The sequence below is a fragment of the Streptomyces sp. NPDC058092 genome (genome assembly GCF_042884935.1).
Lineage (GTDB): Bacteria > Actinomycetota > Actinomycetes > Streptomycetales > Streptomycetaceae > Streptomyces.
Genome location: NZ_JBHVSY010000005.1, coordinates 64,253 through 76,991 on the forward strand (window position 1 = coordinate 64,253; position 12,739 = coordinate 76,991).

Annotated in this window: 9 protein-coding genes; 4 read left to right on the top strand and 5 right to left on the bottom strand. The window is 71.7% G+C overall.

Translation table 11 applies throughout. The annotated features are described in order from the left end of the window. Positions 1-39: 39 nt before the first annotated feature. Complete coding sequence (locus ACFVV1_RS10440) at positions 40-828, top strand: sugar phosphate isomerase/epimerase family protein (RefSeq protein ID WP_389987522.1); 789 nt, start codon at positions 40-42, stop codon at positions 826-828. 54 nt (positions 829-882) lie between these two features. On the opposite strand, the gene ACFVV1_RS10445 is transcribed toward ACFVV1_RS10440, so the two are convergent. After that, a complete protein-coding gene (locus tag ACFVV1_RS10445; RefSeq protein ID WP_389987525.1) occupies positions 883-1,794 on the bottom strand; it encodes an EamA family transporter in 912 nt (303 codons plus the stop codon). A gap of 99 nt (positions 1,795-1,893) precedes the next feature. Here ACFVV1_RS10445 and ACFVV1_RS10450 point away from each other — a divergent pair, with 99 nt between their 5' ends. After that, positions 1,894-2,805 (top strand): LysR family transcriptional regulator, encoded by a 912-nt coding sequence (locus ACFVV1_RS10450; protein ID WP_389987528.1) that lies wholly within the window; start codon positions 1,894-1,896, stop codon positions 2,803-2,805. A 187-nt stretch (positions 2,806-2,992) separates the two neighbouring features. Continuing rightward, entirely contained in the window at positions 2,993-4,858 is a 1,866-nt protein-coding gene (locus ACFVV1_RS10455) for a glycoside hydrolase family 3 protein (protein WP_389987531.1), read from the top strand. A gap of 72 nt (positions 4,859-4,930) precedes the next feature. Here ACFVV1_RS10455 and ACFVV1_RS10460 read toward each other — a convergent pair whose 3' ends face one another. Then, positions 4,931-6,400, bottom strand: coding sequence for a S28 family serine protease (locus ACFVV1_RS10460; protein ID WP_389987534.1), 1,470 nt, complete (start codon positions 6,398-6,400; stop codon positions 4,931-4,933). A 99-nt stretch (positions 6,401-6,499) separates the two neighbouring features. Next, positions 6,500-6,937: a hypothetical protein gene (locus ACFVV1_RS10465; protein ID WP_389988246.1), complete on the bottom strand. Its 438-nt coding sequence runs from the start codon at positions 6,935-6,937 to the stop codon at positions 6,500-6,502. A 163-nt stretch (positions 6,938-7,100) separates the two neighbouring features. On the opposite strand from ACFVV1_RS10465, the gene ACFVV1_RS10470 reads away from it, so the two are divergent. Then, entirely contained in the window at positions 7,101-7,607 is a 507-nt protein-coding gene (locus tag ACFVV1_RS10470) for a hypothetical protein (protein WP_389987537.1), read from the top strand. Between the two features lie 21 nt (positions 7,608-7,628). On the opposite strand, the gene ACFVV1_RS10475 is transcribed toward ACFVV1_RS10470, so the two are convergent. Beyond that, entirely contained in the window at positions 7,629-11,402 is a 3,774-nt protein-coding gene (locus ACFVV1_RS10475; RefSeq protein ID WP_389987540.1) for an ABC transporter ATP-binding protein, read from the bottom strand. Between the two features lie 341 nt (positions 11,403-11,743). Then, positions 11,744-12,706 (bottom strand): serine hydrolase, encoded by a 963-nt coding sequence (locus ACFVV1_RS10480; RefSeq protein ID WP_389987543.1) that lies wholly within the window; start codon positions 12,704-12,706, stop codon positions 11,744-11,746. Between the last annotated feature and the right edge of the window lie 33 nt (positions 12,707-12,739).

Genomic DNA, 12,739 nt, shown 5'->3' on the forward strand with positions numbered 1-12,739 from the left:
TACGGCGCGGTGGCACGTACCGACGGAAGGAACCCGCACGTGAAGCTCGCTTTCTCGACCCTCGGAGTACCGGGGATGCCGATGGCCGACGTCGTCCGGCTCGCCGCGGAGCACGGCTATCAGGGGGTGGAGCTGCGCGCCCACCCCGAGGAGCCGGTGCACCCGGGCATCTCGGCGCTCGAACGGGCCGGTGTCGTCGAGGAGTTCAAGAGGGGCGGCGTCGAGATCCTGACCGTCGCCGGGTACGTCCGGGCCGCGGGCGAGGGGGATGACCGGCCCGTGCTGGACGAGCTCGCCGGGCTGGTGGAGCTGGCACACGACCTGGGGGCCCGGAACGTCCGGGTCTTCCCGGGCGGCGGTGGCCAGGAACCCGCCGTGGCCGACGCGACCGCCGCCCGCCGGCTGGGCGCCGCCGCTCCGCACGCCGCGGACCTGGGCGTACGCATCCTGCTGGAGACCCACGACTCGCACCGCTCGGGGGCCGACGTGGCACGGGTGGTGGGGGCGGTGGGGCACGGCAGCATCGGTGCGCTGTGGGACATCATGCACACCTGGCTGGCGGGCGAGGAGCCGGCCGCGAGCCATGCGGTGCTGGCCCCGCACCTGGGGTACGTACAGGTGAAGGACATCGCGTCGGCCGAGGACACCACGCCGCTGGCGCTGGGCGCGGGGGTGCTGCCGCTGCGGGAGTGCCTGGACACCCTGGACGCGGACAGCTGGGTCTGCTGGGAGTACGAGAAGCGCTGGCATCCGGGGTCCGCGGAGCTGCCGGGGCTGCTGGCCGCCGGGCGGGAGTATCTGCTGGGGCCGGGCGCGCGCAGGCAGTAGGGCGGGCGGGCCTGTTCGGACGACACGCGCCCCCCGACAGGCGGCCAGGACCGTTCAGCGCGCCCGCGCCATCCGCGGCTCCGGGGAATCCGGGGCCGCGGGCCGGGGCCGCCGCGCCCCCGCCAGTGACGTCAGCGCCACCCCTCCCACCAGCAGCGCCGCCGCGCACCACCGCAGCGGGCTCACCGACTCGCCGAGGAACAGCGCGGCCGCGGACATCCCGAAAACCGGGACGAGCAGGGTGAACGGGGCCACCGACGAGGCCGGGTGGTGGCGCAGCAGGAAGCCCCAGGCCCCGAAGCCGAAGACGGTGGTGATCCAGGCGACGTAGACGATGATTCCGGCACCGCTCCAGTCGAGCGCGGCCAGGGCCTCCGCGTCGCGGTCCCAGCCCTCGAAGAGGAGGGAGAGGCCGAGCAGCGGGAGCACGGGCACGGTCGATACCCACACCATGAAGTTGAGGGAGTCGGGCGGGGCGGCCTTGCGGGTCAGCACGTTGGACACACCCCAGCAGGCCGCCGCCGCGATCACCAGGACGAAGGCGAGCACGGGCCCGCCCGCGCCCTCGTCGACCGCCGCCACCCCGATGCCCGCGAGAGCCACCCCCATCCCCAACACCCGTATTCTGCCCGGTCGTTCGTTGAGGGCGAGCGCCGCGAAGAGAGCCGTGAAGACCGCCTGGACCTGGAGCACGAGGGAGGAGAGACCGGCGGGCATGCCGCGGTCCATGCCGATGAAGAGCAGCCCGAACTTCGCCACTCCGAGGACGAGCCCGACACCGACGATCCACTTCCACGCGACCTTGGGCCGGCCGACGAAGAAGACCGCGGGCAGCGCGGCGACCAGGAAGCGCAGGGCGGAGAAGAGCAGCGGCGGGAAGTGCCCGAGGCCGACCTCGATGACGACGAAATTGACACCCCAGACGGCGGCCACCAGGGCGGCCAGGGCGATGTGGAGGGGACGCATGCACCGAGGATCACCCGCGCCGACCATGTAGCACCAGCGCGGATTTCTTCATGATGGAATTGAGCGTCGCTAACGAATCACCAAGGACCGGAGGTTCCGGTGCTCGATCTGTCCCGGCTGCGCGCGCTGCACGCCGTCTCCGTCCATGGCTCCGTCGCGGGCGCCGCCGCCGCGCTCGGCTACACCCCGTCGGCGGTCTCGCAGCAGATCACCAAGCTGGAGCGGGAGACCCGTACGACCCTTCTCGAACGGCGCGGGCGCGGCGTCGCACTGACCGAGGAGGCGCTCCATCTCGCCACCACCGCCCAGCAGTTGCTGGCGATCATGGAGCGCGCGGAGACGACGCTGGAGGAGCGCAGGGGGCTGCCGACGGGGCGGCTGTCGATCGGTGCGTTCGCGTCCGCGGCGCGCGGGCTGCTGCCCGGTGTGCTGGCCGGGCTGGACCGGGACCATCCGGCGCTGGAGGTCCGGCTGACCGAGGTCGATCCGCATCTCTCGGTCGACCTGGTGGCGAAGGGCGTGCTCGATCTGGCGGTCGCGCACGACTGGGACATCGCCCCGCTGCCCGCCCCGGAGGGCGTGGCGCAGGCGGTGATCGGTGACGACCCGTGCGATCTGCTGGTGCCGGCGGGCCATCGGCTCGCCGGCCGGGAGGCGGTGCGGCGCGAGGAGCTGGCGAAGGAGCGGTGGATCTGCCAGCCGCCCGGGACGGTCTGCCACGACTGGCTCGTACGGACGCTGCGCGCGGCGGGCTGCGAGCCGGACATCCGGCACCAGGCGGAGGAGAACCACACGCAGCTGGCCCTGCTCGCCGCCGGTCTCGGGGTCGCGTTGATCCCGCGGCTGGGGCGGGGGCCACTGCCGCCCGGGGTGGTCGCGGTGCCGCTCGATCCCGTACCGGTGCGCCGGCTGTACGCGCTGTGGCGTACGGAGGCGGCCCGGCGGCCCTCGATCACGGCGGCGGTGTCGGCGCTCCAGGCCCACGGGGCCGCGATGGGGCTGACGAGGTAACGGCCGCCCGGCGCCGCGCCCCCTGCCACCGCGCCCCGGCGCCGAGCCCACGAGCACCGGACAGGCTCAAAACGGTCCGGACTCTTGACCGGAAGTTATTTTCTGGATATCCGTGCTCCTTGGAAGTTACTTTCACCATCGTTTCTTTCACCACCTCTCGTCCCCGAGCACGGCCGAAGGAGCTCACGTGCACCACCGCACCTCCAGACGCACCCTTCTCACCGCCACCGCCGCGACCGCCGCGGCCGCCGTCACGGGCGGCGTCGTCGCCCCCGGCGCCGTCGCCGCCCAGCGGTCCGCGAGCAGCGGGCAGAGCAGCGGGCAGCAGAATTCAGCCGCCGCAACCAAGCGCCTCAAGGGGCTCATCTCCCGGATGACCCTGGAGGAGAAGGTCGGGCAGCTCTTCGTGATGCGGGTGTACGGGCACTCCGCCACCGAGCCCGACCAGGCCGACATCGCCGCCAACCTGGCCGAGATCGGGGTCCGTACGGCCGCCGAGCTGATCGCCAAGTACCACGTCGGCGGGATCATCTACTTCGCCTGGGCGCACAACACCCGCGACCCGCACCAGATCGCCGACCTGTCCAACGGCATCCAGCGCGCCGGTCTCGCCGGCCCCACCCCCCTGCCGCTCCTCGTCTCCACCGACCAGGAGCACGGCATCGTCTGCCGCGTCGGCGAGCCGGCCACCCTGATGCCGGGCGCGATGGCGCTGGGCGCGGGCGGCTCGCGCTCCGACGCCCGCCGGGCCGGGCAGATCGCGGGCGCCGAACTGGCCGCGATCGGCATCAACCAGAACTACGCCCCGGACGCCGACGTCAACGTCAACCCGGCCAACCCGGTGATCGGCGTACGCTCCTTCGGCGCCGACCCGCAGTCCGTGGCCGGGATGGTCGCGGCGCAGGTGAAGGGGTATCAGAGCAGCGGCATCGCCTCGACGGCCAAGCACTTCCCGGGCCACGGCGACACCAGCACCGACAGCCACACCGGTCTGCCGGTCATCGGTCACACCCGGGAGCAGTGGGCGGAGCTGGACGAGCCGCCGTTCCGGGCCGCGATCGCCGCGGGCATCGACTCGATCATGACCGCGCACATCGTCGTCCCGGCACTGGACCCGGCCGAGGACCCGGCGACGCTGTCCCGCCCGATCCTCACCGGCATCCTGCGCGAGGAGCTCGGTTACGACGGTGTCGTGGTGACCGACTCGCTCGGCATGGAGGGCGTGCGGACGAAGTACGGCGACGCGCGCGTGCCGGTCCTCGCGCTCCTGGCGGGCGTCGACCAGCTGCTCAACCCTCCGAACCTGGACGTCTCCTGGAACGCCGTCCTGGAGGCCGTGAAGAGCGGTGAGATCAGCGAGGCCAGGATCGAGGAATCGATCCTGCGGATCCTGCGGCTGAAGACGAAGCTCGGCCTGTTCGACGACCCGTTCGTCAGCCACGCGGGGGTGGACCGTACCGTCGGGACGCGGGCCCATCTCGCCGCCGCCGACCGGATCGCCGAGCGCACCACCACGCTGCTCGCCAACGACGGCGCGGTGCTGCCCCTCTCCCGCCGCTCCCACAAGAACCTCCTCGTGGTCGGCGCCGATCCGGCCTCGCCGTCCGGCACCACCGGGCCGCCGACCACCACCCTGGCCACGGCCTTCGGCGAACTGGGCCACACGGCAACGGCGTTGTCCACCGGCACCGCCCCCACCAGGGCGAAGATCGACGCGGCGGTGGCGGCCGCACGGGGCAAGGACGCGGTGATCGTGGCCACGTACAACGTCTCGGCGACCAGCTCCCAGCGCACCCTGGTGAGCGCGCTGGCGGCGACCGGCGTCCCGGTGATCACGGTCGCGATCCGCAATCCGTACGACATCGCCCAGCTGGCCGGGACCGGGTTCGCGGCGAACCTGGCCACGTACTCCTGGACCGACGTCGAACTGCGGGCCGCCGCGCGGGTGATCGCGGGCCGCGCCGAACCGCAGGGCACCCTGCCGGTGCCGGTGCAGCGCGCGGACGATCCGGCGCGGGTGCTGTACCCGGTCGGGTACGGGCTGACCTACTAGAGATCCGGTGACCGGGAAGGGGCTGTGCACCCGCACAGCCCCTTCCTTGGTACGGCTTCGGTCAGGGACCGGTTACGGCCGCAGCCCGCGCTCGTTCATCACGTCCCGCTTGTCGAGCCGTGCGTCGAACTTCGCGAGCGGCTTCGCCTTCGCCGGGTCGTCCCGCACGGCGGCCGGGGCGACGCCCGCCCAGCGCAGGATGGCCGCCGTGGCCTTCGCCTTGTCGTCGGCGGCGAGGCCGGCCACGTTCGAGCCGTGGTTGCCGCCCGCCACGGTCATGACATAGCTGTCCCGGGCGCCCGCACCGAGCCGGAAGGGCTCCGCGCCCCACGGGTCGTTCTGTCCGTACACGTACAGCATGTGGTCGGCGTGGTGCTTCACCCAGCTGTCGACGTCGCGCATCACCGACGGCTCGAACTTCATCGGGATGGAGCGCGGCACGAAGGTGCGCGGCGGCTGGTATCCGTACCGGCTGAGGTTACCGAGCCACGGCTGCTTGATGTTCGGCGAACCGAGCTGGGTGCCCGCCTGGTAGTAGTACGGGGTGTACTTCTCCAGGCCCTGGTCGGCGTACGTGGAGAAGCCGGAGATCGAGTCGACCGAGTCCCAGATCGCCTGGTCGGGGGCGTTCTTGGCGTCGGCCGGTATGGTGTCGCAGTCGGACAGCAGGCTGTACTGCCAGAACCCCCAGACGTAGTCCATGACGACGGCTTCGTAGGCCTTGTCGAGGGAGCCGGTGGTGTTGAAGGTGTAACCGCGCGCGGCGGCGTACTCCTGGTACTTCTTCTCCAGCGGCTCACGGCGGATCAGCGCCTCGCGCTGCACCCCGTTCAACTTGTCGCGGCACTCCTTGGTGCCGACGTTCTCGAAGAACCGGTCGTACGCCGAATCCTCCTTGTTGACCACGTCGTTGGGCGCGACGTACGCGACGACGCCGTCCATGTCCTCGGGGTAGAAACGCTCGAAGTACGTGGCGGTCATGCCGCCCTTGGAACCGCCGGTGGTCAGCCAGTTCTTGGTGTAGATCTGCTTCAGCGCGGTGAAGACGCGGTGCTGGTCGCTGGCGGCCTGCCAGATGTCGAGCTTGGACCAGTCGGCGGGCGACGGGCGGGACGGGGTGAAGAACCGGTACTCCAGAGAGACCTGGTTACCGTCGACGATCCGGGTCGGCTCGGAACGGCCGGGGTTCGTGGAGACGTTGTAGCCGCTGGTGGAGAAGACCGTCGGGCGGGACGTGTCCTTGTGCAGCAGGGTGATGCGCTGCTGGAAGGTGCCCTCGGACGGGTGCCGGTGATCGATCGGCTGGGTGTAGTCGAGGACGAAGTAGCGGTAGCCGTCGTACGGCTTCTCCTCGATGAGACGCATTCCCGGGATGGCCAGGATGCGGTCCTTGATGTCCGTGCTCGTGCCGCTGTCACTGCCGGCCGTGCTCCGGAACGCGGCCGGTTCCGCGGCGGTGGCCGCCCCGGCCGAGGCACCCGTCGCACTCACCGTGCCGATGAGCACCGCGAGCGACAGGAACCCTCTGAGCGCCTTACGCATGCACCCTCCCCATGATTCACAACAGACGCCGTGAACCTAGCGGGGCAACACCCGCGCCGCCAGACCCCGTCGGCCCGGGAAAATCACGGGCCGGGGCCGTCAGCAGAGAATCCAGCCCGTGGAACCGGACTTTCCGGCGATCGTGGCCGAGGCCCGGACGCACCGGTTCAGCGCGTGGACCGTCACCGGGCCGGCCCGCCGGGTGTACCGGCCGCTGTCGACGACGGGGCTGCCGCCGCGCGGCTGGAGCGTCACGGACATCGCGCGGCGCGAGCCCGGCTTCTTGGCGACCGCGACGGCGCAGGCATAGGAGCGGCTCTTGAAGACGCGCAGCTCACCGGTCTTGAACGTGACCGTCTTCGCGGGGCGCCCGGCGCAGACCGTTGCGGCGACCGCGCTGTTCGCCGCGGTACCGGTCAGCACCAGACCGACGACGGCCACCAGCGGCAGGACGAACAGCCGCGCAAGCGTCCGGCGTGGTCCGCCCCGTCCGCACCTGCCGGCCTTTCCGGTCCCTCTGATCACCAGCAGTCCCATCGTCAGATCGAACACCGACGCCCACGTTCGACACATGCGCGTACATGCGTACGACGCAGGAGGCCATCCGGAGGTTCCATCGGGCTCGCTCCGCCACCAGGACAACCACATCGCCACAACATGGGTCCAACGGGGCAGAGCCATACGAAAGGCAGGAACTGTCATGCTCCAACTCCCGAGCGCCCAGGCCCCCCGCGGCCGGCACGTCATCGGCCGGATGCTGTTCGCCACCGCTCTCCTCACCGCCGTCACCGCCGTCGCCGTGGTCCCCGCCGCCACGGCCGCCCCGCAGGCCCCGGTTGCCGCGGCGCCGGTCCGCAGCGACGCCGGCACCCCGGCCTTCCAGCAGGTTGCCCACTTCTACGCCGCTTACATCGATGCCGTCACGGCGAAGGGCGGCGGCAAACTCGCCACCGCCCTGAGGTCGTTCTATCTGACCCCCCGGCTGCGCACCCAACTGGCCGCCTGGGAGAAGCGCAACCACGCGGACGGCGTGCTCCGTGCCCAGAACACCCCGCTCGCCTTCCGGGTCACCTCGGGCGACAGCGGCGCGGGTCACACCTGGTCGACGGTGCGGCTCACCTGGAGCAACGGCAAGCACCCCACGTACTCGCACCTGACCGTGCGGTCGGATCTGCGGACCGGCAAGATCTCCGGCATCGGCGAGTGACACCGGGGGCGGGCCCGGCGCTCACACCCCGGCGGGCTCGTCCTCCCCGATGAAGGTGCGCCACAGCACGGCGTAGTGCCCTTCCCTGGCGAGGAGTTCGTCGTGCGTGCCGTCCTCGACGACCCGGCCGCGGTCCATCACCACGACCCGGTCGGCGCGGGCGGCCGTGGTCAGCCGGTGGGCGACGACCAGGGTGGTGCGGCGGCCCGTGAGCCGGTCGGTCGCCTGGTTGACCAGGGCCTCACTGGCCAGGTCCAGGGAGGCGGTCGCCTCGTCGAGCAACAGGACGTCCGGGTCGACGAGTTCGGCGCGGGCGAGCGCGATCAGCTGGCGCTGGCCGGCCGAGAGGTTACGGCCTCGCTCGGCCACCTCGTGCAGGTAGCCGCCGTCCAGCGTGGCGATCATGTCGTGGGCGCCGACCGCCCGCGCCGCCGCCTCCACCTCGGCGTCGGTGGCCTCGGGCCGCCCGTACGCGATGGCGTCACGGACCGTACCGGCGAAGAGGTACGCCTCCTGCGGTACGACTCCGAGCCGGTGCCGGTACGCGGTGAGGTCGAGGCGGCGCAGATCGGTGCCGTCCGCCGTGACCCGGCCGCCCGTCGGGTCGTAAAACCGGGCGACGAGCTTGACGAGGGTGGACTTCCCGGCACCCGTCTCCCCCACGAACGCGACCGTCTGACCGGCCGGGATCCGCAGGTCGACACCGCTGAGGGCCTCCTCGGCGTCGTCGCCGCTCCCGTACGCGAAGGACACGTCCTCGAAGGCGATCTCGCCGCGCAGCGACAGCACGTCCAGCGGTTCGTCCGGGGCGTCGGTGGAGGTCGGCTCCCGCAGGAGTTCCTGGATGCGGCCGAGGGAGACGGTGGCCTGCTGGTAGCCGTCGAAGACCTGGGAGAGCTGCTGCACCGGGGCGAAGAACAGGTCGATGTACAGGAGGTACGCGACCAGCGCACCGGTGGTGAGCGTGCCGTTGTCGACCCGGCCCGCGCCGACGATCAGGACGCCCGCCGCGGCCACCGACGACAGCAGCTGCACGAACGGGAAGTAGATGGAGATCAGCCACTGACCGCGGACCCTGGCCTCGCGATAGTGGTCGCTGCGCTCCGCGAACCGGTCCGCGCCGTCGCGCTCGCGGCGGAAGGCCTGCACGATCCGCAGCCCGGAGACGGACTCCTGGAGGTCGGCGTTGACGGCGCTGATGCGCTCCCGGGCCAGTTCGTACGCCTGGACGCTCTTGCGGCGGAAGAAGAACGTACCGATGACCAGCACCGGCAGCGTCGCGAAGACGACGAGGGCCAGCTGCACGTCGAGGACGAGCAGCGCGACCATGATGCCGAAGAAGGTGACGACGGAGACGAAGGCCGTGACCAGACCGGTCTGCAGGAACGTCGACAGCGCGTCCACGTCCGTCGTCATCCGGGTCATGATGCGGCCGGTCAGCTCGCGCTCGTAGTAGTCCAGGCCGAGGCGCTGGAGCTGCGCGAAGATCTTCAGCCGCAGTGAGTACAGCACCCGCTCGCCGGTGCGGCCCGTCATCCGGGTCTCGCCGATCTGGGCGGCCCACTGCACGAGTACGACCACCAGGGCCAGTGCGGACGCCGCCCAGACGGCGCCGAGGGCGAGCTGCGAGACCCCCTTGTCGATGCCGTGCCGGATCAGTACGGGCAGCAGGAGCCCGGCGCCCGCGTCCACCGCCACCAGCGCCAGGCTCACCAGGAGCGGCAGCCCGAAGCCGCGCAGCAGCCTGCGCAGCCCGTAGGACTCCTCGGCGCGGACGGCAAGTGCCTCGTCTATGCCGGGAGTGTCGGTGGCCGGTGGCAGCGCCTCGACCTGGGCGAGCAGCTCGGGGGTGGCGGGCATGCCGGCCGCCCCGGTGTCGCGCGGCTCCTCCTCGCGGATCCACAGGCGGGGGCTGATGCCGCGCTCGGCGTCGAATTCCGCGTCCAGTTCCTCCTGGAGCGCGCGGTCGTCCTCGGGGGTGGTGTCGGCGGTGGTGGTCACCGGCTGGTGTCCGGGCGAGGTGCCGCCCAGCTCGTCCGGGTCGGTGAGCAGCCGCCGGTAGAGCGCGGAGCGGCGCTCCAGCTCCTCGTGCGTACCGATGTCGGCGAGCCTGCCGTGTTCCAGGACGGCGATCCGGTCGGCGAGGCCGAGGGTGGAGCGGCGGTGGGCGATCAGGAGGGTCGTCCGCCCGGCCATCACCTGGCGCAGCGCCTCGTGGATCTCGTGCTCGACGCGGGCGTCGACGGCGGAGGTGGCGTCGTCGAGGAGGAGGAGCCGGGGGTCGGTGAGGATGGCGCGGGCGAGCGCGACGCGCTGGCGCTGGCCGCCGGAGAGGGTGAGTCCGTGCTCGCCGACCTTGGTGTCGTAGCCCTCGGGCAGGTCCGCGATGAACCGGTCGGCCTGGGCGGCGCGGGCCGCTCCCTCGATCTGTTCCCGGGTGGCGTCCGGGAATCCGTAGGCGATGTTGGCGCGGATGGTGTCGGAGAACAGGAAGCTGTCCTCCGGTACGAGGCCGATGGCGCCGCGCAAGGACCGCTGGGTCAGCTCGCGGACGTCGTGGCCGCCGACCAGGACGGCGCCGTGCGTCACGTCGTAGAAGCGGGGCAGCAGGAGCGAGACGGTGGACTTGCCGCTGCCGGAGGCGCCGACGACGGCGACGGTCTCACCGGGCTCGATGGTCAGCGAGAAGCCGTCGAGGACGGGGCGGTCGTCGGCGTAGCCGAACCGTACGTCGTCGAACTCGACGCTCGCGGGGGCGTCGGCCGGAAGCTCCTTGGTGCCGTCCTTCATGGTCGGCTCGGTGTCGATCAGTTCCAGTACGCGTTCGACGCCGGCCCGGGCCTGCTGTCCGACGGTGAGGACCATGGCGAGCATCCGGACCGGGCCGACGAGCTGGGCGAGGTAGGTGGAGAACGCGACGAACGTGCCGAGGGTGATCTCGCCACGGGTGGCGAGCCAGCCGCCGAGGGCCAGCATCGCGACCTGGCCGAGCGCCGGGACGGCCTGGAGGGCGGGGGTGTAACGGGAGTTCAGCCGGATCGTCCGCAGCCGCCCGGCGAAGAGCCTGCGCCCGACCTCGCGCAGCTTGCCGGTCTCCTGCTCCTCCTGCCCGAACCCCTTGACGACCCGGACCCCGGAGACGGCCCCGTCGACGACTCCGGCGACGGCGGCGGCCTGCCCCTGGGCGTACCAGGTGGCGGGGAAGAGCCGGGCGCGGGAGCGGCGGGCGATGTACCAGAGGGCGGGGGCGACGGCGACCGCGACGAGGGTGAGCGGCAGCGAGAGCCACGCCATGATCACCAGGGAGATGAGGAAGAGCAGCACGTTCCCGATGGTCATCGGGAGCATGAACAGGAGCCCCTGGATCAGCTGGAGGTCGCTGGTGGCGCGCCCGACGACCTGCCCGGTGGACAGCTCGTCCTGGCGCTTGCCGTCGAGGCGGGTGATCGTCCCGTACATCTCGGTACGGAGGTCGTGCTGTACGTCGAGGGCGAGCCGGCCGCCGTAGTAGCGGCGGATGTACGTGGCCGCGTACACCAGCACGGCGGCGACCACGAGGAGTCCGGTCCAGACGGCGAGGGACCGCGTGTGGTCGCCGACGACGTCGTCGATGATCACCTTGGTGATCAGCGGGACGAGGGCCATCACCGCCATGCCGGCGAGCGAGGAGCCGAGCGCCAGCAGCACATTGCGCCGGTAGCGCCACGCGTAGCCGCTCAGCCGCCGAGCCCAGCCCGGCGCCCGTACCGCGCCCGCTGTGCCTCTTGCGTCCACAGCGTCTTCTGCGTCCGTCACCGATGCCTCCCCGTTCGACCTGGTCTCCCGGATGGCACCAACGCGGTGGGCAGCGGATTTCATCCCGCCGTTACAAAGACGGGTCCTTCGGCGTAGGCGGGTCCGTCGACCGGTCTACGCCCAGCGCGCGGCCCGGCCCGCCCGATGCGGGTGGCGTTCACCGCCCACGCGGGATCCGGGGCGGAGGCGGATTCCCGAACGGAGGCGGAGGCGGAGGCAGCGGCCGGTGCCGGTGCCCGGGCGGTCGGCGGGTGACCGGGGCCGGGCCGCTGACGCCGTCTCCTCGGCCGCCGGACGGGCGCGCCGCGTCCGGCGGCCGAGGACGGCCCCGGCCGTGTCGGCTACGACTGCGGCGTCGCGGTGAGCATGCGTACCGCCGGAGCCTCCGGTACCGCGGGCACCGCTTCCTGCGGGGCGGCGGGCGGTGCGACGGTCGCCGACGCGGCGGCGGCCGGGTTGAGGTCCTTGTGCACGGCGCGGGCGACGGCCTGAATGGTGTTGACGCCGTCGTTCATCGTCTTGTTGTCCTGGGTGAGGACGGTGATCGCGTAGTCGTGTCCCTTGCCCGTGAACGCGCCGATGCTGTGCACCCGCCAGCCGTGGGTGGTGCGCGGCAGCCAGCCGTTCTTGACCTGGACGGTCACTCCGGACGGCGCACCGGCGGGCGTGCCCCAGCGCTGGGAGGAGATGACCTTGCGCATCAGACCCAGTTCGTACGCCCGCGAGCTGTCGCTCAGCACGGAGTTCTTGGCGGTCAGCAGGGTCAGCAGCCGCAGCTCGTCCTGGGCGGTGATCTGCGTGAGCCCCCAGTAGCCACCCAAGCCGGGCACGGTGTGCGTCATCCCGGCGGCCTTCAGGAACGCCTTGACCTTGGTCACCCCGAGCTGCTTCCACAGGCTCGTGGTCGCGTTGTTGTCGGACTTGGTGATCATGGCGGTGGTGAGGTTTATCTCGCGCTGGGTGAGATAGCGGTTGTGCTTCTTGTTGTCCCAGAGCAGCGTCGCCAGCACGGTCGCCTTCACGACGCTGGCGGAGTCGTACTTCGTCGTCGCCCGCAGAGAGCAGTTCGTCCTGGTGGTCCGGTCGTAGAGGGCCACGGCCGTCGTCGACGCCCGCCCCTTGAGCGCGGCGGCGATGTCCTTCGACAGCTTGGCGGCCAGTCCCGCCTTGCCGGACGTGCAGCTCGCCGTCGGCGTCGCGGCGACGGCGGGCGCGGCGCCGAGCGCCACGGGTGCGAGCACGCCCGCGGCGAGCGCGACGGACAGCGCGCCCCGCGCACGGCGAGTTATATGGGATCCAGTCATGAGGCTTCCGTCCCCTGAGTCATCTGTACGGCG

Coding starts and splice junctions, on each gene's coding strand:
- ACFVV1_RS10460 (WP_389987534.1), bottom strand. CDS start 6,400: ATGCGTAAGGCGCTCAGAGGGTTCCTGTCGCTCGCGGTGCTCATCGGC.
- ACFVV1_RS10465 (WP_389988246.1), bottom strand. CDS start 6,937: ATGGGACTGCTGGTGATCAGAGGGACCGGAAAGGCCGGCAGGTGCGGA.
- ACFVV1_RS10445 (WP_389987525.1), bottom strand. CDS start 1,794: ATGCGTCCCCTCCACATCGCCCTGGCCGCCCTGGTGGCCGCCGTCTGG.
- ACFVV1_RS10480 (WP_389987543.1), bottom strand. CDS start 12,706: ATGACTGGATCCCATATAACTCGCCGTGCGCGGGGCGCGCTGTCCGTC.
- ACFVV1_RS10470 (WP_389987537.1), top strand. CDS start 7,101: ATGCTCCAACTCCCGAGCGCCCAGGCCCCCCGCGGCCGGCACGTCATC.